The sequence below is a fragment of the Janthinobacterium rivuli genome (assembly GCF_009208735.1).
In the GTDB taxonomy this organism is placed as follows: domain Bacteria; phylum Pseudomonadota; class Gammaproteobacteria; order Burkholderiales; family Burkholderiaceae_D; genus Janthinobacterium.
In genome coordinates this window covers 339070-361213 of the sequence record NZ_WFLJ01000002.1, presented here as the reverse complement: position 1 = coordinate 361213, position 22144 = coordinate 339070, and the positions used below count along the sequence as shown (strand labels likewise).

General features: G+C 65.6%; 18 protein-coding genes. 13 read left to right on the top strand and 5 right to left on the bottom strand.

Annotated features, from left to right (window positions below; all coding sequences use genetic code 11):
• Positions 1-163: 163 nt before the first annotated feature.
• Entirely contained in the window at positions 164-844 is a 681-nt protein-coding gene (locus GCN78_RS04155; protein WP_035821962.1) for a response regulator transcription factor, read from the top strand.
• Positions 837-2234 (top strand): sensor histidine kinase, encoded by a 1398-nt coding sequence (locus GCN78_RS04150; protein WP_193316610.1) that lies wholly within the window; start codon positions 837-839, stop codon positions 2232-2234. Before GCN78_RS04155 ends, GCN78_RS04150 begins: the two co-directional genes overlap by 8 nt.
• Here GCN78_RS04150 and GCN78_RS04145 read toward each other — a convergent pair.
• From GCN78_RS04145 to GCN78_RS04130, 4 genes are all read right to left on the bottom strand, one after another.
• Entirely contained in the window at positions 2226-2534 is a 309-nt protein-coding gene (locus GCN78_RS04145) for a hypothetical protein (protein WP_152250542.1), read from the bottom strand. The genes GCN78_RS04150 and GCN78_RS04145 overlap by 9 nt on opposite strands.
• Before the next feature lie 2 nt (positions 2535-2536).
• The gene (locus tag GCN78_RS04140; protein WP_226939460.1) at positions 2537-3256 is read right to left on the bottom strand and encodes an MgtC/SapB family protein; all 720 of its coding nucleotides are present in this window, start codon (positions 3254-3256) and stop codon (positions 2537-2539) included.
• A 362-nt stretch (positions 3257-3618) separates the two neighbouring features.
• Positions 3619-6732: an efflux RND transporter permease subunit gene (locus GCN78_RS04135; RefSeq protein WP_152250540.1), complete on the bottom strand. Its 3114-nt coding sequence runs from the start codon at positions 6730-6732 to the stop codon at positions 3619-3621.
• A 3-nt stretch (positions 6733-6735) separates the two neighbouring features.
• On the bottom strand, positions 6736-7977 hold the full coding sequence (locus GCN78_RS04130) for an efflux RND transporter periplasmic adaptor subunit (protein WP_152250539.1): 1242 nt from the start codon (positions 7975-7977) through the stop codon (positions 6736-6738).
• Between the two features lie 397 nt (positions 7978-8374).
• Here GCN78_RS04130 and GCN78_RS04125 point away from each other — a divergent pair, with 397 nt between their 5' ends.
• Positions 8375-10909 carry a sensor domain-containing protein gene (locus GCN78_RS04125; RefSeq protein WP_152250538.1) on the top strand — a complete coding sequence of 845 codons (2535 nt, stop codon included), beginning with the start codon at positions 8375-8377 and terminating at the stop codon, positions 10907-10909.
• Here GCN78_RS04125 and GCN78_RS04120 read toward each other — a convergent pair.
• Complete coding sequence (locus GCN78_RS04120) at positions 10906-11868, bottom strand: endonuclease/exonuclease/phosphatase family protein (protein ID WP_152250537.1); 963 nt, start codon at positions 11866-11868, stop codon at positions 10906-10908. The genes GCN78_RS04125 and GCN78_RS04120 overlap by 4 nt on opposite strands.
• Before the next feature lie 37 nt (positions 11869-11905).
• Here GCN78_RS04120 and ybaK point away from each other — a divergent pair, with 37 nt between their 5' ends.
• From ybaK to GCN78_RS04070, 10 genes are all read left to right on the top strand, one after another.
• The gene (ybaK, locus tag GCN78_RS04115) at positions 11906-12397 is read left to right on the top strand and encodes a Cys-tRNA(Pro) deacylase (RefSeq protein WP_152250536.1); all 492 of its coding nucleotides are present in this window, start codon (positions 11906-11908) and stop codon (positions 12395-12397) included.
• A 121-nt stretch (positions 12398-12518) separates the two neighbouring features.
• Complete coding sequence (gene plsY, locus GCN78_RS04110; protein WP_152250598.1) at positions 12519-13151, top strand: glycerol-3-phosphate 1-O-acyltransferase PlsY; 633 nt, start codon at positions 12519-12521, stop codon at positions 13149-13151.
• A gap of 90 nt (positions 13152-13241) precedes the next feature.
• The gene (locus GCN78_RS04105; RefSeq protein ID WP_152250535.1) at positions 13242-13913 is read left to right on the top strand and encodes a DsbA family oxidoreductase; all 672 of its coding nucleotides are present in this window, start codon (positions 13242-13244) and stop codon (positions 13911-13913) included.
• A gap of 70 nt (positions 13914-13983) precedes the next feature.
• Positions 13984-14274: a DUF427 domain-containing protein gene (locus GCN78_RS04100; RefSeq protein WP_152250534.1), complete on the top strand. Its 291-nt coding sequence runs from the start codon at positions 13984-13986 to the stop codon at positions 14272-14274.
• 35 nt (positions 14275-14309) lie between these two features.
• Complete coding sequence (locus GCN78_RS04095) at positions 14310-15269, top strand: DUF2157 domain-containing protein (RefSeq protein ID WP_152250533.1); 960 nt, start codon at positions 14310-14312, stop codon at positions 15267-15269.
• Positions 15266-16927 carry a GDYXXLXY domain-containing protein gene (locus GCN78_RS04090; RefSeq protein WP_152250532.1) on the top strand — a complete coding sequence of 554 codons (1662 nt, stop codon included), beginning with the start codon at positions 15266-15268 and terminating at the stop codon, positions 16925-16927. Before GCN78_RS04095 ends, GCN78_RS04090 begins: the two co-directional genes overlap by 4 nt.
• 103 nt (positions 16928-17030) lie before the next feature.
• Positions 17031-18275 (top strand): metal-dependent hydrolase, encoded by a 1245-nt coding sequence (locus GCN78_RS04085; protein WP_152250531.1) that lies wholly within the window; start codon positions 17031-17033, stop codon positions 18273-18275.
• Between the two features lie 106 nt (positions 18276-18381).
• Positions 18382-20133 (top strand): cation:proton antiporter domain-containing protein, encoded by a 1752-nt coding sequence (locus GCN78_RS04080; RefSeq protein WP_152250530.1) that lies wholly within the window; start codon positions 18382-18384, stop codon positions 20131-20133.
• A gap of 81 nt (positions 20134-20214) precedes the next feature.
• Positions 20215-21123, top strand: coding sequence for an ion transporter (locus GCN78_RS04075; RefSeq protein WP_152250529.1), 909 nt, complete (start codon positions 20215-20217; stop codon positions 21121-21123).
• A gap of 32 nt (positions 21124-21155) precedes the next feature.
• A complete protein-coding gene (locus GCN78_RS04070; protein ID WP_152250528.1) occupies positions 21156-22136 on the top strand; it encodes a 3-oxoacyl-[acyl-carrier-protein] synthase III C-terminal domain-containing protein in 981 nt (326 codons plus the stop codon).
• Positions 22137-22144 lie beyond the last annotated feature (8 nt).

The window sequence follows — 22144 nt, the reverse complement described above, 5'->3', positions numbered from 1 at the left end:
CAGCGTGTTACGAATAGGCTCACTGCAGCGCCGGGAAAGCATAGCAATGCCGTCCTGAAGAAGCACCCAAGAACGCCTGAATCATTCTTCAGGTTCGGTGCGCGCGCGGTGCTGCGCGGTAAAATGGCACCATGAAGAACACGGCGCAATGCGAAAGGCAGGCATGAGAATCCTCCTGGTGGAAGACGACCGCAAGGCGGCGCGCCTGCTGGCGCGTGGCTTGCAGGAAGAAGGCTTTGTCGTCGACGTGGCGCACAGCGCGGAAGAGGGCGAGGACGAAAGCTACGCCGTCGATTACGACGCGATCGTGCTGGACTGGATGTTGCCGGGCAAGCAGGGCATCGACTTTTGCCGCGACTTGCGCGCGCGCGGCATCCAGACGCCCGTGCTGATGCTCACGGCGCGCGACGCCACGGCCGACCGGGTGGCGGGCCTGAACACGGGCGCCGACGATTACCTGACCAAACCGTTCGAATTCGAGGAGCTGCTGGCGCGCATCCGCGCCTTGCTGCGCCGCTCCGACATCAGCCGCCCGCTGGTGCTGGCGCTGGCCGACCTGACGCTCGATCCCGTAAGCCACCAGGCGACGCGGGCCGGCGCGCCGCTGGTGCTGACACCCAAGGAGTATGCGATTTTATTGATCCTGCTGCGCCAGGCGGGCGAGGTGGTCAGCCGCGCGCGCCTGGCCGAGCAGATCTGGCAGGCGGACCTGATCGGCATCGACAATCTGATCGATGTCCACGTGCGCAATCTGCGGGGAAAAGTCGATGCGCCGGGCTTGCCGCCCTTGATACACACGGTGCGCGGACGCGGTTTCCGCCTGGCGGAAAACAATGGTGGCTAGCTTTCGCAAGCGCTTGCTGCTGGTGCACCTGGCCGTCATCCTCGCCATCGTCGCCTGCACGGCGCTGGCCGGCTACTGGGGCCTGTCGCGCGCCGTGCATGGCCAGCTCGATGCGGCCCTGCTGGCGCTGGCCGAAACGGAAATGGCCATGCTGCCGGCCGCGCCGCGCCAGCCCGTGCAGGTGCACGAGGTGGCGCCGGGCCTGGCGCCGCCGTCATTGACGCGGCTTGACCGCCTGGTGCAGATCATCGATGGCGAAGGCCGCGTGCTGGCGCGCAGCCGCAACCTGGAGGCGGCGCAGCTGCCGGCGCCGCCCGCGCTGCAGGCGCGCCTGGCGGCCGGCGAGACCGTCTTCGAAACCTTGCCGAAGTTTGGCGACGAGCCGCTGCGCATGGTCTCGATTCCCGTCCCATCGTCCGGCGCGCGCCTGGCGGTGCAGGTGGCCGGTTCGCTCGACGACACCAACCACGTGCTGGCCGCGGCCACCGTGCTGTTTGGCGCCATGGCGCTGGCCTTGCTGGCGGCCGTGGGGCTGGCCGGCGAAATGCTCACGCGTCGGGTGCTGGGCGCCATCGACGACGTGGTCGATCAGGCGCATTCGATCGGCGAAGCCAGTCTGCACCAGCGTCTGCCCCATCCCGGCACGCAGGACGAGATCGGCCGCCTGGTCGATACCCTGAACGCCATGCTGGACCGCCTGGAACACGGCTACGATGCGCAGCGGCGTTTCACGGCCGACGCCTCGCATGAATTGCGCTCGCCCCTGTCGCGCCTGCGCACGGAAATTGAAATCACCCTGCGCCGCCCGCGCGAAGCGCCCGAGTATGTCGACGCGCTGGCCTCCTGCCTCGATGAAGTGCAGCGCCTGACGACCCTGGTGGAAGAGCTGTTGATGCTCACGCGCCTGGACGTGGGCCAGGAGCGCAATGCCGTGGAAACCATCGCGCTCAATCCGCTCGTGCGGGCGGCCGCGCAGCGCCTGGAAAAGGCGGCGGCGCAGCGCGGCATCCGCATCGTCTTCGATGCCGGCGTGGACGTGCAGGCGCGCGTGGCGGCCGGCCCGGTGGACCTGGTGCTGGCCAATCTGCTCGATAACGCCGTGAAGTTTTCGCCGCCCGGCAGCAGCATCACGGTGCACGTGGCGCGCGAGGGCGGGCATGCGCTGGTGGGCGTGGCCGACGCGGGACCGGGCATCGGCGTGGAAGACTTGCCGCACCTGTTCGAGCGTTTTTACCGGGGCGCCCAGGCGCGCGCGGGCGAGGCGCCCGGCTTCGGCCTGGGCCTGGCCCTGTCGCAAGCCATCGTGCACGCGTACGGCGGCAGTATCGAGGCGCAGAACCGCCCGCAAGGCGGCGCCCTGTTCCTGCTGCGCCTGCCCGCCTCAAGCTGAAGGCGCCACGCCTTCCCAGCGCACTTGCCGCACTTGCGGCCAGGCGCCCGCGCGGTTGACGAAGCGCACCAGCACGGCGCGCTGCACGGCCTGGCACAGCACCGTGGCGATCAGGCGCACCACCTGCCGTGCCGCATCCCAGCTGCGCAGCATCTGCGACGGCGCCAGGCCCGCGCCCTTGAGTTCGGCCAGCAGCAGGCGCGCGACGTGGTCCGCTTGCGCCGCGGGGCAGGTGACGGTCAGGCGGTAGGTGGCCACGACAGGGCCGCGCCGGGCAAACCAATGGAGGAATTTTTTCATCATCACACTCCCCGCTCGGCGACAAATTCCGCGTTGTTGACCAGCGCCCAGCGCACGGCCGAGACGCTGCCTTCCAGGCTGACCTGGCTGACGATCTGCTCCAGCAATCCCAGGCTGGACAAGGGCGTGAGCAGGTCGGCCCGCACTTCGATGCGCCCGGCCTGCGCCGCATCCTCGCTGTGCAAGGATTGCAGCATCAGCGCCGGCATGCCGCTGATCAAGCGCAGCATCAGCTTGCGCACCTGGACTTCCTGCTCCGCCTCGCACACGGCCGTCACGCGGTAGATGCTTTCCGTCTCGATGCCCGCTTCGCTGCCATGCGCGTTGATGCGCTGCGCCAGATGACGCAGCACGAGGTTGGCCACCAGGACAAATCCCGTGCCGATGGCCGCTTCCAGCGCAAAACCGAGGCCGCACAGGATGCCGATGGCGGCCGAGCACCACAGGGTGGCGGCCGTGTTCAGGCCGCGCACCGTCATGCCTTCGCGCATGATGACGCCGGCGCCCAGAAAGCCGATGCCCGACACCACCTGCGCGGCGATGCGCATATGGCCGGCGCTGTCGCCTTCGAGCACGGAGACCATCACGAACAGCGAGGCGCCGACGGACACCAGCGCGTTCGTGCGCAGGCCCGCCATGCGTTGGCGCAGCTGGCGTTCGGCGCCGATCATGGCGCCCAGGGTCAATGCCGCGGCAACGCGCAGCGCAAAGTCAAATACCACCATCAGTTTCTCCCGGCTGGGGAGGAACAGGCGAGTGCGAGGGCGAAGACAATCCGCCCGCAAGGGGGCAGCAGACGATCACGGTGGAACGATGAGGAGGGAAGTGGCGGCGAATGGACATCGCCGCTGGTAAAGCCACACCTTGCCGAGGGCAGGGCGGGCGGAATGCGCGCGTCTTGCCTAAGGCCGATCGCCGATGGTCAATCGACTACTGTCACTGGAACAAGCACCCACGAGTCACTCCATATCATTGATAACGGCGACAGTCTAGTCAGTGGGGCTGCTTTGGTCAACTGAAGCTCTCTTCAGGAAGCCGCCGCGTCGTCCCCGCCAATGCGGGGACGGTGAAGGCGACCGGTCGATCAGTGGGCGTGCGCCTTGCCGCCGTCGGCGGATTCGGCGTGCTCGCCGCCACCGAAGAAGCGGGCGGCGCGCTTGCCCAGGCTATCCAGATAGGTGTAGGCGACGGGCACCACCACCAAGGTCAACAGGGTCGAGGTGATGACGCCGCCGATGACGGCGCGGCCCATCGGCGCCTGCGATTCGCCGCCGTCGCCCATGCCGATGGCCATCGGCAGCATGCCGAACACCATCGCCAGGGTCGTCATCAGGATGGGGCGCAGCCGCACTTGCCCCGCTTCCATCAGCGCCTCGAACTGCCCCAGGCCTTCGCGCTGGCGCTGGTTGGTGAAGTCGACCAGCAAGATCGCATTCTTGGTCACGAGGCCCATCAGCATGATGAAGCCGATCACGGAGAAGATGTTCAGGGTGCTGCCCGTGATCAGGAGAGCGGCCAGCACGCCGATCAGCGACAGCGGCAAGGACACCATGATGGCGATCGGCTGCAAAAAGCTGCCGAACTGCGACGCCAGCACCAGGTAGATGAAGATCACGGCGATCCCCAGCGCCATCATCGCGCCGCCCATGGTCTCGGCCATCTGCTGCGCATTGCCGGCCACGTCGAAGCGCACGCCGGGCGGCAGGTCGATGGACTTGATGGCTTTCTGCACGTCGGCGTCGACGTCGCCGGCGGGCCGGCCCTGCACGCCCGCATAGATGGCGACGCGGCGCTGCAAGGCCTGGCGTTTCAGCACTTGCGGGCTGGACGACGGCACGAAGTCGACCACCTGGCGCAGCGGAATCATGATCGGCTTGCCATTCGCGTCAAATTTGCTCGACGCCAGCGACAGGTCGGCCAGGTCGGCCACCTTCTGGCGGCCCGATTTGGGCAGCTGCACGTTGACGTCGTAGTTTTGCCCGTCGCTGGCCAGCCAGTGGCTGACCGTGTCGCCCGCCACGAACGGACGCAGGGCATTGCCGATCTGCTGCACAGACAAACCCAGGTCGCTGGCCAGCTCGTTGTTGATCTTCACGGTGGTCGACGGATTGGCGCCTTCCTGGCTGTATTCCATGTCGGCCAGGCCTTTGATGGTGCGCATCTTGTCCATCAGGCGGTGCGCCACCGCATCGAGCTTGCCTTCATCCGTGCCCAGGATGGCGATGAAGATGGGGCGGTTGCCCACCGACAGGGTGATGCCGGCGATCGGCGCCAGGCGTTCGCGGATCAGCTTTTCCAGTTCCTGCTGCGAGCGGCGTTTGTGCGTCTTGATGTCCGTCAGCTTCAGGTTCACCTCGGCCGTGTTGCGGCCATCCTGCGTGCCCACGTTGGCCACCAGGCTGTCGATCTCGGGGAATTCCTTCAGCGCCGTTTCGATCTGGCGCACTTTGCTATCCGTGTAGGCGAGGCTGGAGCCGACGGGGGTCTTGAAGCGCAGGTTGACCCAGCCCTGGTCCGTTTCCGGGAACATCTCGCCGCCGATCATCGGCACGAGCATCAGGCTGCCCGCGAACAGCGCCACGGCCGTGGCCAGCGTCGTCTTGCGCCAGCGCAGGGCCACTTTCAGTACCTTGCCATACCAGACGTGCAGGCGGTCGATGCCCGTCTCGATCCAGGCCATGAAGCGGCCCAGCCAGGGCGCGTACTTGAAGCGGTCCTTGACGGGGTCGCGCCAGACGGACGACAGCATGGGGTCGAGCGTGAAGCTGACGAACAGGGAGACGAGGACGGCCACCGCCACGGTGATGCCGAACTGCAGGAAGAAGCGGCCGATGATGCCGTCCATGAAGGCGACGGGCACGAATACGGCGACGATGGCGAACGTCGTGGCCATCACGGCCAGGCCGATTTCATTGGTGCCGTCGTTGGCCGCCTTGTAATGGTTCTTGCCCATGCCCAGGTGGCGCACGATGTTTTCGCGCACGACGATGGCGTCATCGATCAACAGGCCGATGCACAGCGACAGCGCCATCAAGGTGAGGAAGTTCAGGGTGAAGCCGAAGGCCTTCATGGCGATGAAGCTGGCCAGCACGGAGATCGGCAAGGTCAATCCCGTGATGATGGTCGAGCGCCACGAGTGCAGGAACAGGAAGACGATCACCATGGTCAGCACGGCGCCTTCGATGATGGTGCGCTTGACGTTATTGAGCTGGCTTTGCACGCGTTCCGATTCGTCGTCCAGCACGCGCAGCTTGATATCGGGCGGCAGCGTCTTTTGCAGGTCGGCCGCCACTTTCAGGATGCCGGTGCCCACTTCCACCACGTTGGCATCCTGCACCTTGGTGATTTCCATGGTCACGGCTTGCTGGCCGTTCATGCGCGAGATCGACAGCTCTTCCTGTTCGCCGTCGACCACGGTGGCCACCTGGTCCAGGTAGACGGGGCCGACGGCGCGGCGCGCGACGATGATCTTGCCGAACTCGCGCGCATCCTTGATCTTGCCTTCCACGCGTACCAGCTGCTCGGCCGCGCCATGGCTGATCGAGCCGGCCGGCAAATTGGTATTCGTCGCCTGGATGGCGCGGATCACTTCATCGACGCCGATGCCCTGGGCATTGAGTTCGATCGGCTTCATGCTGATGAGGATCTGGCGCGCGCGCAGGCCGCGCAGCTTGACTTGGCCGACGCCGGCCACGCCCTGGAAGCGCTTGCTGATGATCTGTTCCGTCATGGTCGACAGCGCGCGCAGGTCATGCCCGGCGGAGGTGAGCACGATGGTGGCGATGGGACGCTCGTTGTCGCCCTCGGCACGGGCGATGAACGGGTCCTTGGCTTCCTTCGGGAAGCGCGGTCGCACCAGGGCCACCTTGTCGCGCAAGTCCTGCATGGCCTTGTCCATGTTCGTCGACAGCTCGAATTCCAGGTAGACGCCGGCGCGTCCTTCCCACGAGTTGGCGCGGATGGTCTTGATGCCGCTGACGGTGTTGACGGCGTCCTCGATGGGGCGCGTGATGTCGTTTTCCACCGCTTCGGGCGAGGCGCCCGGGTAATTCACTTCAATGGCGGCGAACGGGAACTGCACGCTGGGCATGCTTTCCACGCCCAGGCCGCGGTAGGAGAAGATGCCCAGCACCACCAGCGCCACCATGACCATGGTGGCGAAGACGGGGTTTTGAATACTGACTTTGGTCATCCACATGATTTAATCCTTCCGTGCCAGCACGGCCGCCGGTGTGGCGGGCGCGGTGGGGGAGGTGGCTGGCGCGGCGAAGGTCACGCCGTGGCCCGGCTGGACGCCATCGAGCTTGGCGATGATGACTTTCGCGCCCGGCACCAGGCCGGATTTGACTTCCGCATAGCCTTCATCGTCGTTGCGCAGTCCCAAGGTGACGGGCTGGGCGACCACCTTGTTGTTCACCAGCGCATACACGACGGGCCCCTGCTTGTCATTGCGCACGGCCGTCAGCGGCACCAGCGGCGCCACGGGCGAGCGCTCGGTGACGATGCTGCCCTTGGCGAACATGCCGCCGCGCAGCGCGCCATCGCCATTGTCGACGGCGATGTAGACGAGCATGGCGCGCGAGCCGCTCTCGGTGGTGGGGTTGATGCGCGTGACCTTGCCGGCGAAGTCGCGCGCGCCGAAGCCGTCGACCTTGAAATGCACGTCCTGGCCCAGCTTGATGCGGGGGATATCCGCGCTGGGCACGGGCGCTTCCAGGGTCAGCTGCGCCAGGTTGACGATGGTGTAGACGGGCATGTCGGGCGAGACTTTTTCGCCGGCCTGCAGGTGGCGCTTGCTGACGATGCCGGCCATCGGTGCGCGGATCACCGTGTCGGCCAGTGCGATGCGGGCGATGTCGAGCATGGCGGCGGCGGACTTGACGTTGGCGCGCGCCAGGTCGACCGAGTTTTGCGTCGTGTCGTAAGCCGTCTGCGAAATGTATTTTTGCTTGAGCAGGGCCTGGCTGTTCGCTTCATTCTTGCTGGCCATCGACAATCGCGCCTGCGCTTCGTCGAGCATGGCTTGCTGCTGCGTCAGGCGGGCGCGCTGGTCGGCCGCGTCCAGGCGCACGAGGACTTGCCCATTGGCCACTGACTGGCCTTCCTGCAAGGTCGTTTCCTGAATCACGCCGGAGACCTTGGCCTTGATGGTGGCCTGGGTCAAGGGCGCCAGCGAACCGGACAGGGGCAGGCTGATGCTCAGTGCGCGGGCATCGATGGTGGCCACGTCGCCCTGCGCCAGCTCATGCACGGGCGATTTTTCCTGCACCTTCTTCTTGCTCGCCTGCAGTTCGGCGGCCTTGGCCGCTTGCTGCTTCGATTGCATGACCGTCCAACCGCCGCCGGCCAGGCCCAGTACGACCAGGATCAGCAAGGGGGTGCGCCAGCGCCGGCGGCGCGTGGCGGCAAGGGGAGAGGCGGGGGGCAGGGTCTCGTTTTTCATAGGTTTTTTTGGTCAGGAGCGGCGCAGGGATTCGGCGCCAGGTCTCGGTGCGGACCCGGCCTTTCGCTGGCCGGGGGGGAATTCGGGTAGCGCATCACCGTGGCGGCCGCAGACAACACGCCTGCCGCTGCGGCCGTTCACGGCGATGCGCATGTTGCCACTTTAGGAAGATTCAAGTCCGGCCGCCATCGCCGTGCGACAGATTGCACAAAATCGGGGCTGAAATGCAAAAAACGGCGACCGGAGACCCCTGCCGGCCTCGGCGCCGTGCGCGTGACGATGCTTGCGCATGCTCAAGAAGCCGATTCGCCGGCGCGCAAAAATGGTCGGGATGGTTGCGCCACCGGACAGGTCATACGCCCGCCGGTTGCCGCGTGGCCGCGTCACGGGGGGCCTGATGTCTGATCGGATTGCCGGAGCCGCCCCGTCGCCGGGCCGTTTGCTGGCCGCGGCCGAACCCCAGGCGGGGCCGGCCGCCAAGGCGCTCGATTTGCTGTCCATCATCGTCGCCGCCGTCGAGCAGGCGCCGGGCCTGGCCGTGCGCGGCATCGACCGCGACGGCATCGTGCGCTACTGGAGCCTGGGCGCGGCGCGCCTGTATGGCGTGACGGCCGAGCTGGCGCTGGGCCAGCCATGGGCCACGGTGGCCGCCGCGCTGCCAGACACCGCCACCGTGGCCGAGGAGGTTGCCGGCGACTTGGCGGCCGTGTGGGACAGCGGCAAGGCGCGCGGCATGCGCCTGTGGAAGCTGGACGCCGATGGGGCCGCGCCGCGTTGCATCTGTTCCACCGTGTTTCCTGTCATTCAGTCCGGCCGCGTGCGGCAAGTGGTGTGCATCGATGTCGACATCACGGCCAGTGGCCAGGATGGCGCGGCGCAGGGCGCCTTGTTGCTGATGGGTGACAATTTCCGCCAGCTGTACGAGAAATCGGCCGACGCCATCGTGCTGCTGCGCGACGAGCATATCGCCGAAGCGAATCCGGCCGCCATTGCCCTGTTTCAATGCGAAGACCGGCAACGCCTGTTGGGGCGCCGTCTCAGCGACTTTTCACCGTTGCGCCAGCCCGATGGCGCCTTGTCCGCGTTGCGCGGCACGCAACTGGCGGCGCAGGCCCACGCCGATGGCAACTGCCGCTACGAGTGGCGCTATCAGACGTGCGCGGGCGAGCTGTTCTGGGGCGAAGTGCTGCTCACTTCCGTCACGCTCGACCATACCTATCTGTTTTACGCCGTGATCCGCGACATTTCCTCGCGCAAACTGGCCGAGCGTTCCCTGTACCTGGCGGTCAAGGTCATCGAGCATGCCAGCGTCGCCATCGTCGTGCTGGACCCGCAGCAGCGCGTCGTCAGCATGAATCCCGCGTACAGCGAGATCAGCGGCTACAGCCTGGACGACATGCTGGGCAAGCCTTTCGTCCTGCACGGCGTGGAGCCGGACGCGCCGGCCTTCTTCGACCACGTGTGGGACGAGGTCGATGCGAACGGCTATTGGCAAGGCGATATCGTGGGGCAGCGCAAGGCGGGCGGGCGCTACCCGGCCTGGCTGTCGCTGACGGCCATCCGCGACCTGCAGGGGCAATTGAGCAATTACCTGGCCATCCTCAGCGATATCAGCGAGCGCAAGAAGAACGAGGAGCACACGCGCCACCTGGCCGAACATGATTTCCTCACCGACTTGCCGAACCGCGTGCTGCTGCTGGACCGGCTGTCGCTGGCCCTGGCGGCCGCGCGGCGCAAGCTGAGCATGCTGGCCATCCTGTACCTGGACCTCGACCACTTTAAGCACATCAACGACAGCATGGGCCATCACGTGGGCGATTTGCTGCTCAAGGAAGTGGCGCGGCGCCTGGTGCGCTGCGTGCGCGGCGTCGACACGGTCAGCCGCCATGGCGGCGACGAGTTCGTCATCATCCTGGCCGAGGTGGGCGGCATCGACCAGGTGGCCCATGTGGCGTCCAGCCTGCTGCATGCCGTCACGCAGCCCTATCAGCTGGGCGAATACGAATTGCAGGTGTCGACCTCGATTGGCGTGGCCATCTTTCCCAGCGACGGCGACAGCATCGATGCGCTCGTGCACAACGCCGACGTCGCCATGTACCACGCCAAGGAAAACGGGCGCAACAATTTCCAGTTTTTCAATGCCGAGATGAATGCGCAAATCGTCGAACGGGCCAGCCTGGAGCAAGGCTTGCGCGAAGCGCTGGGGCGCGATGAGTTCGTGCTGGAATTCCAGCCCGCGCTCGAGGTCGTCAGCGGGCAGATCGTCGGCGCCGAAGCGCTGTTGCGCTGGCGCCACCCGCAACTGGGCCTGCTGCCGCCCGAGCGCTTCATCGCCGTGGCCGAGGAGTGCGGCTTGATGGTATCGATTGGCAACTGGGTGCTGCAGCAAGCGTGCCGACGCGCGCGCGCCTGGCACGATGCGGGCCAGGACTGGCGCGTGGCCGTGAATCTGTCGCCGGCGCAATGCCTGCACAATAATTTATTGCTCAGCGTGCAAGAGGCGCTGGCCGTGTCGGGCCTGCCCGCCGGTTGCCTGGAACTGGAAGTGACGGAGTCCTTGCTGATGAAGGGCGGCGCGCGCCTGGCCGGCGTGCTGGCGCAGCTGCGGGCGCTGGGCGCCAGGCTGGCCATCGACGACTTTGGCACCGGCTATTCGCGCCTGGCCAATCTGCGCCACTACCCGGTGGACAAGCTGAAGATCGACCCATCGTTCCTGCCCGCCACGGCGGATGGCGCGGCAGGCGAGTCCGACACGGCCGTCGCCGCCACCATCATCGCCATGGCGCGCGAGCTGCGATTGACGGTGATTGCCGAAGGCGTGGAAACGGCGCAGCAGCTGGCCTATCTGCGGGGCCAGGGTTGCCAGCAATACCAGGGACGCTATGCCAGCGTGCAAGTCGAGGACAGCGCGCTGGCGGCGTTATTGAACTAATCAATGTTTCCCAGCAGCTTGATGCGGGCCAGCACCTGGCCATGATCGGAGGCGTGCGGCAGACCCAGCAGCAAATGGTCGTTGAGATAAGTCACCTCCTGCAGCACGCCGATGGCGCGCGGCGAGGCGGGATGAAAATGCTCGGACACGAGAATGTGGTCGATCGTCATGTAGGCGTTGTCGTGGATATTCGTGTAGCCCACGTGGCGCAAGGCATCCTGGCGCAGCTGGATGGCGTTGGCGTCGTACAGGCGCGCGCGCATTTCCATGCCCGCTACACACGGCGCGCCCGCCCCCATGACGATGGCCGTCGTGACGGCATTGGCGATGTCGTTGAAGTCGCCCAGCACGATGCGCGGACGGCCGCTGTGGCCCAGTTCGCTTGCCAGCACGCGCAGGGCGACGGCTTCCGCGCCGCGCCGCTGCAGCGAGCGCAGGTTGGCCAGCGCGTAGGCGGCCGCATCGTTGCCGTCGCCATGGCGGTAGTCGGGCCGGCGCGATTTCAAATGCACGACGACGACATCGGTGAGTTGTCCACCAGGCAAGATGACCTGCACATGCAGCGGTGCGCGGGCGAAGCGGTCGGCATTGTCGTCGGCAGGCACGCTCACGCCGGCGGGGAAGTTCGCCCAGGCAACACCGGCGCCGGCCAGCGGCAGGCGCGACACGAGCGCCACCGTGGGCAGCATGCGTCCGGCGGCATCGACCGCATCGTGGCCGGCCAGGGTGGCCGCGTGGTAATGGCGCGTGCGCGACAGCACGTCGCGCAGGGCTGCTTGCGAGAAAATTTCCTGGAAAGCGATCACGTCGGCGTCGAGCAGGTCGATTTGCCGCGCCGTCCATTCCGCCTTGGCTTCGTATTGCGCCGGGCTCAACGGTTCCAGGTTGTCATACAATTTCGCCCCGGCGGGAGCCAGGTTGCAGACATTGAATGTGGCAAAGCGGATTTCTTGCTGCATAATTAGCACTCCTCACTGAACGATCAGCGTATCACGCATGGCTAAAAAAGAGCATATTTCCGAAACCCAGGCGACGCAGTTGCTGCGCAAGCATCACGTTTCCTTCGACGAGCACCCGTATCCGTACGAGGAGCATGGCGGCACCAGCGTCTCGGCGCGCGAGCTGAACGTGCCCGAGCACGCGGTGATCAAGACCCTGGTGATGCAGGACGAGGCGGCCAAGCCGTTGATCGTGCTCATGCATGGTGATTGCAAGGTGTCGACCAAGAACCTGGCGCGCGGCATCGGCTGCAAGTCCGTCGAGCCGTGCAAGCCCGAAGTGGCGCAGCGCCATTCTGGCTACATGATCGGCGGCACGTCGCCCTTCGGCACGAAGAAGGCCATGCCCGTGTACGTGGAGCAGTCCATCCTGGAATTGCCGCGCATCTACATCAATGGCGGGCGACGCGGTTTTCTCGTCTCGCTGGCGCCGCAGGTGCTGCTCGATTTACTGAACGCCAAGCCGGTGCAGTGCGCCCTGCAGGATTAAGTGTCCGATGAAGAAAACCTGGCCCCGCCCTGTCCGTAGGCGGGGCGCTGGTGTATATTCTGCTGCGCCAGCCTCGATGCTGATGCAATAAACACAATAAAGGGAAGAAATGAATCCAGTAATGACAACCGTGGCGATGACAGTGGCCGCTTACTTGCTCGGCTCGATATCGTTTGCCGTGGTGATGAGCAAGGTCTACGGCATTGCCGATCCGCGCACCTATGGCTCGAAAAATCCGGGCGCCACCAACGTGCTGCGCAGCGGCAACAAGGGCGCGGCCATCATGACCCTGCTGGGCGATGGCGCCAAAGGCTGGTTGGCCGTGTTCCTGGCCGACCACTTTGCCAGCGCCCTCGGTGTGGGCGACACGGCCGTGGCCCTCGTCGCCATCGCCGTCTTCCTCGGCCATTTGTGGCCCGTGTTCTTCCGCTTCGTCGGCGGCAAGGGCGTGGCGACGGCGCTCGGCGTGCTGCTGGGCATTAATCCCTGGCTGGGCCTGGCGACACTGGCCACCTGGCTGATCATCGCCTATGCCTTCCGCTATTCCTCGCTGGCGGCCCTGGTGGCGGCCCTGTTCGCGCCGTTTTACTATGGCTTGCTGTTCGGCGTCGACCCGATCTTGCTGGCCGTCATCGTCATGAGCGTGCTGCTCGCTTACCGCCACAGCCAGAACATCGCTAACTTGCTCTCTGGCAAAGAAAGCAAGATCGGCGGCAAGAAGGATGGGGCCAAGGCGCCCGTCAAGAAGAAGTAAGCGCTTGATTTCCCGCGGCCCGCACGCATATGCTGTGCTTGCGGCGCCGCGCGGTGCGGCCGCCACCGACTCGCGCAAAGGCTGCCCACCATGACTGTCCCCACCTCCTCCGCCACACCCGTTCCCGTCCGTATCGATTTCGTTTCCGACGTTTCCTGCCCCTGGTGCGTGGTCGGCCTGAAATCGCTGGAACAGGCACTGGACAAGCTGCAAGACACGGTCCAGGCCGAGATCCACTTCCAGCCCTTCGAACTGAACGCGAATATGCCGCCTGAAGGCGAGGATGTCGGCGAACACATCGCCCGCAAGTACGGTTCCACGCCGGAACAGATGGCGCAGTCGCGCGAAGCGATCCGCGCGCGCGGCGAGCAGCTGGGCTTTACCTTCGCCATGGACAAGCGCGGCCGCATCTACAACACGTTTGATGCGCACCGTCTGCTGCACTGGGCCGCGCTGGAAGGGCGCCAGAAGGAACTCAAGATGGCGCTGTTCGATGCGTATTTCACGCAAGGCCAGGATCCGTCCTCGCACGCGGTCTTGCTGGCCGTGGCCGGCAAGGTCGCCCTCGACCCCGTGAAGGCGGCCGAGGTGCTGGCATCGAACGCCTATGCGGACGAGGTGCGCGCGCAAGAGCGTTTCTACCAGCAGAACGGCATCAACTCGGTGCCTGCCGTCATCATCAACGAGCGCCACCTGATTTCCGGCGGCCAGCCGCCCGAAGTGTTCGAGCAAGCCTTGCGCCAGATCATCAGCGGCGCTTAAGCCAGGTGCCAATGGCGCGCGCCATGGCGGGCATTTTCGGCTACACTCGGCGCAGAAGGAGGATAGCCAAATGCCAATAGCCCGCTGGAATGGCGCCGTCATCGCGCAAGCCACCGATGCGCAGGTGCAAGTCGTTGAAAACAATGTGTATTTTCCTTTAGCTACAGTGACGCAGGCCTGCCTGCGTCCCAGCAGCCATACAAGCGTCTGCCCGTGGAAGGGCACGGCCAGCTATTACGACCTCGTCGTCGATGGCGCCGTCAATGCCAACGCGGCCTGGGTCTACCCCCAGCCCAAGGATGCCGCCAAAGAAATTGCCGGCCACGTCGCCTTCTGGCGCGGCGTGAGCGTCGAGCGCTGACGCTTTCCTACTACCAATCAACCTGAAAGCAGACGATGGATTTACGCCTCGCCGTGTACCAACTCGCCTCGGCCCATGCGCTCGATGCCCAACAAACCCGGCAATTGCAGGAAGTGGCTGGCTTCCAGCGCGAACCGGCGCGCCTGGCCTACTGGCTGCCGCGCGGCGTGGCCGTGCTCGGTGCCGCGCTGCTGGGCATGGGCTTGATCTGCTGGGTCGCCGCCAACTGGGAAGACCTGGGGCGCATGGGCCGCTTTGCCCTGCTGCAAGGGGTGTTCGCCGCCGCCTGCGTGGGCGCGTTCGCCGTGCCCAGGGCGCGCGTGCCTTTGCTGTTGCTGGCCTTGCTGGCCATCGGCGGCCTGTTCGCGTATTTCGGCCAGACCTACCAGACGGGCGCCGATCCGTGGCAGCTGTTCGCCCTGTGGGCTGCGCTGGCCTTGCCCCTGTGCCTGGTGGCGCGCAGCGACGTGCTGTGGACGCCGTGGATGCTGGTGCTGGCTACCGCCGCCGTCCTCTGGATGCGGGCCCAGGCGCACCACAGCTGGCGCGTCGATTCTAGCGCTCTGTCCATTTTCCTCATCGGCTGGCTGGTCGTGCTGGCCGCGTGCGTATTCGTCTCGCCCCTGCTGGCGCGCTGGACGGGCGCGGGGAGCTGGGCCTTGCGCCTGGGCCTGCTACTCGCCACCTACATCATCGCGGGCACGGCTGTCAGCGGCCTGTTCGGCGATAAGGTCGCATCGCCGTACTGGGCCGGACTGGGCTTGCTGGCCGTCGCCGGTATCCTGCTGTCCACGCGCCGCTACTTTGACGTGTTCGGCCTGAGCGTCGTCGCGCTGGGCCTGAATCTCTTGCTGGTGGCTGGCCTGATGCGCATGCTGCTGAGCGACGGTGCCAGTGGTCTCGACAAGCTGGTCATGCTGGGCTTGCTGGCCGCCGCGCTGCTGGCGCTGACCGTGAAAGGCATTCTGTGGCGCACGCGCCGGGAGACGGCATGAACAATATTCATCGTCAACGAGCCGATGCGCTCGCCACCCTGATCGACGACGCCACGCGCGCCGGCCTGTTGCCGCCCGGCGCCGCCCGTCCCGTGCAGGATGTACGGCCGTGGCCGCTGGTGCTGATGACGGCCTTCGGCGCCTGGCTGGCCGCCATTCCGCTGATGCTTGCGCTGGGCGCGGCCCTGGACAGTGTCATACGCAGCGGCCCCGGCGCGTATATCGTGGCCGCCATCGTGCTGCTGGCGGCCGTGCTGCTGATCCGCAAGCGCGGCGTGGCGCTGTTTCTCGAGCAAATGGCCTTGCCCTGCCTGCTGGTGGGCGGCGCTTTGCTCGGTTATGCGCTGTACCGCGACTGTTCCACGCAGACGGCGTCGCTGCTGCTGTGCCTGGCGTGCCTGGTGGTGGCCGCCGCCTTGCCGCGCGACTGGCTGCGCGTGCTGTTGGGCCTGGTCGCCTGCGGCTTGCTGGGGCTGGGCATCGTCGACAGCACGCGCGACTGGATTTTCGAGAACGACCCCATGCAGCTGTATTTCGCCTGGATGCTGGCCCTGGCGCTGTGGCTGGGCGTGCATTGGTTGCAGAAACAGGCCTTCAACGACGGCCGCGGCGCGCCCGTCGCCGCCTTCCTGGAATCGCTGTCGACGGGCTGGGTCCTGGCAATCTTGCTGGGGCTGGTCTTCTGGTCCGGCATGACCTTCATGCTGGGCGGTGTCGTGGGTGGTGGCTTTACGGGCGAAGTGGCGCGTGAAGTGACCAGGCACCAGGGCGCTGCCTGGTATGCGCAGGCCTTGAACGGGGTGTCGCTCGTGCTGGCCACGGCCGCCGCCGCCTGGACGGGATGGCGCTGGCCGGCGTTGCGCCAGTTGCCCGCCATCGGCGTGGCGCTGGTGCTGATCATGCTGGCGTGGTGCATGCCGGCGCTCGGTCCCGTGCTGTTGATCCTCGCGTATTGTTTGACGAGCGGGCGTTCGCGCGTGGCCGTGGCGGCCGCGCTGGCGGCCGCGTGGATACTCGGCAGTTTCTATTACCAGCTGACCTGGCCGCTGGCCAGCAAGGCGGCGCTGCTGGCCGCGGCCGGCGCCGTGCTGTGCGCCCTGTCGTGGCTGGCCACGCGCGGCGCCGTGCTGCACCTGGTGGAAAGCAAACCCTCGGGCGGGCCCGCCCAGGGCCGCCATGTCCGCCTGGGCGTGCTGACGGGCTTGCTGCTGGTGCTGCTGGTGGCCAATGTCGGCATCTGGCAAAAAGAGCAGCTGATCGCCAAGGGCGACGCCATCTTCGTGGCGCTGGAACCCGTCGATCCCCGCTCGCTGATGCAGGGCGATTACATGCGCCTCAATTTCGTCAACCTGGGCGTCCTGTCCACCCTGGCCAGCGTGGAGAGGGCGCCCGGCCGGCCCCTCGTGGTGGCCAGGCGCGATGCGCGCGGCGTGGCGGAATTGCTGCGCCCCTACACCAAGGAAGCGCTGGCGCCCGGCGAATTCCTGCTCGAGCTGACGCCGAAAGATGGCAACTGGGTGCTGGTCAGCGATGCCTGGTTCTTCAAGGAGGGCGAGGCGGCGCGCTGGGAAAAGGCCCGTTACGGCGAGTTCCGCGTGCTGCCCGATGGGCGCGCCTTGCTGGTGGGCATGCGTGGGGAAGATTTACAGGCGCTGTAGACGCTTGATTTGAACAAACCCAATGGCAGCATCCGGGGTCGTACCCTGAGGGTACGACCCCAGCCTTTGCTCTTGGGGTGGCCGCATCCTGTAAAATTGCCCGATGGATAATATTACGCATTCGGTCATCGGCCTCGGGGTCGGCGAACTGGTACACCGCAGCCTGCCGCCCGAGCCGCAGGCCCCCGCCCAGCGCACCCGGCGCGCGCTGTTTCTCTTTACGGCCTGGTTTGCCAGCAATGCGCCGGACCTCGACCTGGTGCTGACCCGCCTGCTGCCACGGCCTTTCGGCTACATGCTGCACCACCGCGGGCATACGCATACCTTGCTGCTGGCCTTGCCGCAGGCGCTGTTGCTGCTGGCACTGTTATGGTTGCTGTGGCCCGGCGCGCGCCGGTTGCTGAAGGACAGCGTGCCAGCCCGCATCGGCCTGGCGGCTTGTTTGCTGCTGGGATTCTGCTTGCACATGGGCATGGATTTCCTCAATTCCTACGGCTTGCACCCGTTCTATCCCTTCAACAGCCGCTGGCTGTATGGCGACATGGTCTTCATTGTCGAGCCCATGTTCTGGGTCTTGCTGGGCGTGCCCGTGATCATGTCCTTGCGTTATGGCATCGTCAAAAGCGTGCTGCTGGCCGCGCTGGCGGCGGCCCTGTGCTTCTTCACCTATAAAACCTACCTGGCGCCCGCTTCGCTGGTCGTACTGCTGGGGCTGGGCATGGTGCTGGCCGTGCTGCAGGGACGTGCCGGCGAGCGGGGGCGGGGGCCGCTGCTGCTGGCCTTCGCGCTGGCCGCCACCTTCATCGGCACGCAGGGCGTGGCGTCGGCCCTCGGCCGCACGCGCATCGAGGCGGCCGTGCAGCGCCTGGACCCCGGCACGCGCGTGTGGGACGTGGCGATGACGGCATTCCCCAGCAATCCGCTGTGCTGGATTTATGTCTCGCTCGACAGCAAGACCGACGTGTACACGCTGCGGCGTGGCACCCTGAGCCTGCTGCCGGACGCGCTGGCGCCCGCCGCCTGCCCGGCCGGGCTGGCCGAAACGGCCAAGCAGGGCCAGCAACTGGCGCCCGGTATCGCCGTGTCGGCACAGGCGGCCGGCAGCCTGACCGCCTTGCGCGCGCTGCAGGAGGATAATTGCTATGTCGACGCCTGGTTCCGCTTCGCCCGCATGCCCCGCTTGAATGCGGACAAACTGACGGACGTGCGTTTCAACCCCGGCATGCTGCCCAATTTCACCACGGTCGAACTGCAACAGTTCCGCAGCCGGCCGTGTCCCGCCTACGTGCCGGGCTGGGACCGCCCCCGTGCGGACATGCTGGCGCCGCCGCAAGCGCAGCGCCCGTAGCGGATTTATTTCTTTATGGAAAAATATCGTGTGTGCTCCTGCTTCACCATGGGCGCGCATGCGAAAATTGCCAATTCAGCATAGATGTCATTCAGTTAGGATTATCTTGGAAGAGCAACACGCCTTACCTTATTTGCGGGAAACCCTGCTGTTTCTCGCCCTGGCCGGGATTTTCATTCCGCTATTGCAACGCCTGAAGGTCAACCAGGTGCTCGGTTTCCTGGCCGTCGGCGCCCTGTTCGGCCCGTTCGGCTTCGGCCTGTGGGCCGGCGACTTCACGTGGCTGACGTATTTCTCGTTCGTCCGTGCCGAGCAGGTCAGCGGCCTGGCCGAGCTGGGCGTGATGTTCTTGATGTTCATGATCGGTCTGGAACTGTCGACGGAACGGCTGTGGGCGCTGCGGCGCTGGGTATTCGGCGCGGGCGTGGGGCAGGTGGCCGTCAGCGCCTGTCTGATCGGCGCCGTGGCGTATTACTTTGGCCTGTCGCTGGAAGCGTCCATCGTGCTGGGTCTGGTGCTGTCGCTGTCGTCCACGGCCGTGGTGATGCAGTTGCTCACCGACCAGCGCTCCTTGCAGACCCCAAGCGGACAGGCGGGCTTTTCCATCCTGATGTTCCAGGATTTGATGGTGGTGCCGCTGTTCATCCTGATCGACGTGTTCGCCAGCGGACGCAGCGACGACCTGGCGTATCTGCTCAGTTTTGCGGCCGTGAAATCGGCCGGCGCCATCCTGCTGATCTATCTGCTGGGACGCCGCGTGATTCGCCCGCTGTTCCAGTTTTTCGTCAAGAAACGCCAGCCCGACGTGTTCATGGCCCTGACCCTGCTCAGCACCCTGGGCATCGCGGGCTTGACCTACCTGGCGGGCCTGTCGATGGCGCTGGGCGCCTTGCTGGCCGGCCTGCTGCTGGCGGAAACGGAATTTCGCCACGAAGTGGAAGTGACGATCGAGCCCTTCAAGGGCTTGTTGATGGGCTTGTTCTTCATGTCGGTGGGCATGCAGATCGACGTGCGCGAAATCCTCAAGTCGCCCGTCTTGATTCCCCTGGCCGTGCTGAGCCTGTTTGCCGTAAAAACCCTGGTCATCAGCGTGATTTTCCGCATCGGCGGCTTTCACTGGGGGCGCGCCGTGGAAACGGGCGTGCTGCTGGGGCAGGGCGGCGAGTTCGCCTTCATCGTCGTCGCGTATGCGCTCGGTACCAAGCTGATCGGCCCGCAGGTGGCGCAGTTCGTCATGCTGGTGGTGGGCCTGAGCCTGTTCGCCACGCCGGCGCTGGCCAAGGCGGCGCGCGCTTTCGGCAACTGGTGGGAACGGCGCCATCACCATCAACTGGCCGACCTGGCGCACGGCGCGCCGCCGCCGCAGGGCAGCACCGTCATCATCGCCGGTTTCGGCCGCGTGGGGCAGTTGCTGGCCAAGGTGCTGACGGAGCAGGATATCGCCTATGTGGCGATTGAAAATGATGCGCGCCTGGTGACGACCTTGCATCCGCGCGGTTTCCCCGTGTATTTCGGCGATGCGTCGCGCGCGGAATTGCTGCAGAAGGTCAATGCGGACCGGGCCGCCGCCGTGGTACTGACCATGGACCATGCGGCATCCGTGCTGCATGCCGTGAAATCGATCCGCCGCGAGTATCCGCAGCTGCCCGTGTATGCGCGCGCCCGCGACGAGGCGCATGCCGTGGCCCTGATACAGGCGGGCGCCACCCTGGTCGTGCCCGAGGCGCTGGAATCGGCGCTGCAACTGACGGCCACGGTGCTGCACACGGTGGGCCTGTCGGAAGCGCGCACGGCGGACATCGTGCAAGCCGAGCGCGACCGGCGCAATGCCGTGTTGCTGGCGAAGAAGTTGGTGTAGCGCAAACCTTATTGCAATCGTGCGTGTCGCCGTGCTTTGTCAATTATCTATACAATAATAGTATATGAGCACACTCACCACATGAAAGCCGCGACGAAGAGCGGAGCGGCGCCCCTGACGCCGCAGCAACTGGCGGCGCAGGAAACGCAGCAAAAATATGGCAAGCCCGAGCGGGGCTGGCGCGAGCAGGTGTACACCGTCATCTTCGAGGCGGAAACGCGCACGGGCCGCGCCTTCGATTTGCTGCTGATCGCCGCCATCCTGGTCAGCGTGACGGTGGTCGTGCTCAGCAGTGTCGCCTCCGTGGCCGAGCGCTATGGCGCCTGGCTGACGGCGCTGGAGTGGTTTTTCACCATTTTATTTACCATCGAATATGTCGCCCGCCTGTCGTGCCTGCGGCATCCGGTGCGTTACGCCAAGAGTTTTTTCGGCATTATCGACTTGCTGGCCATCGTGCCGACCTACATCGGCTTGCTGCTGCCGGGCGCCCACGTGCTGATCGACGTGCGCATTTTGCGCCTGCTGCGCATGTTCCGTATCCTCAAGCTCACGTCCTACGTGCATGAATACACGGTGCTGGGGCGGGCCTTGCTGGCCAGCCGGCGCAAGATCCTCATTTTCTTGTCTTTTGTCATGATGGTGGTCTTTCTGTTGGGTACTGTGATGTATGTCGTGGAGGGGCCGGATAACGGTTTCAGCAGTATCCCCACGTCGATCTACTGGGCCATCAGCACCATGACCACCGTCGGGTTCGGCGATATCACGCCGCGCACCGACATCGGGCGCACCATCGCTTCGCTGATGATGTTGCTCGGCTGGGGCATCCTGGCAGTGCCTACCGGCATTATCAGTGCCGAAATGACGGTACAGCGCAGTTCCAAGCTGGTCACCACGCGTACCTGTCCCACGTGCCTGAAAGAAGGGCTCGATGACGATGCCAATTTCTGCAAGAACTGCGGCGTTGACTTGCCGCCGCTGGCACGCGATTAATTCATAACCATATTTACTTTGTTAAGGCCAACATGATTCCAGTTCGCCTGATCGCGACGGGCAAAGCCGTGCCGTCGCATAGTGTGACTTCCGCCAGCCTGGACCTGACATTGGGTCATCCGGCCGGCTACACCCTGCGCAAGAGCGGCGTGCTGTCGCGCTTTGTCGCCGCGCCCGATGAATCGCAAAGCCAGCTGGGCGCCGCCGCCCTGCTCGACGCGCTGAAGAACGCCAGCCTGCGTCCGGCCGACATCGACCTGCTGATCTGCGCCAACGGCGTGCCAGAGCAGGCATTGCCGAACACGGCCTGCTTCGTCGCCGAACACGCAGGCTTGCCGCCAGGAACGCAAAGCTTCGACGTCAACGCCAGCTGCCTCAGTTTCATGGCCGCCTTCCGCGTGGCCGCCTCGATGCTGGCCGGCGGCGCCTACCGGCGCATCGCCATCGTTTCATCCGACCTCGCTTCGCGCGGCGTCGACTGGAGCGAGCCGGAAGCGTCGATGATCTTTGGCGACGGCGCCGCCGCCGTCATCGTCGAGCAGGGCGATGGCAGCGCCGGCATCCGCGCCTACAAGATGGGCACGTATCCGGAAGGGCGGCGCTACTGCGAAATCCGCGGCGGCGGCACCGAGCGCAACCCGCGCAACGGCTGCGAACCGGGCGACTACCTGTTCCGCATGGATGGCAAGGCCGTGTTCCGCCTGGCCGTCAAGGTGATGCCGGATTTCCTCGCGGAATTAATGCAGGAATCGGGCGCCGGACTGGAACGGGTCGATGTGGTCGTGCCCCACCAGGCCAGCCCATTGGGGCTCGCGCATGCGGCGCGCATCCTCGACGTTCCCGATGCTAAAATCATCAAGATATTTGAAACGCATGGCAACCAGGTGGCCGCGTCCCTGCCCACCGCCCTGCACGAGGCGGTGATGACGGGCCGGGCCGTGGCGGGCCAGCGTTTGCTGATGATGGGCACGGCCGCAGGCCTGACCATCGGCGGCATGATTCTTGACCTGTGAAGGTGGTG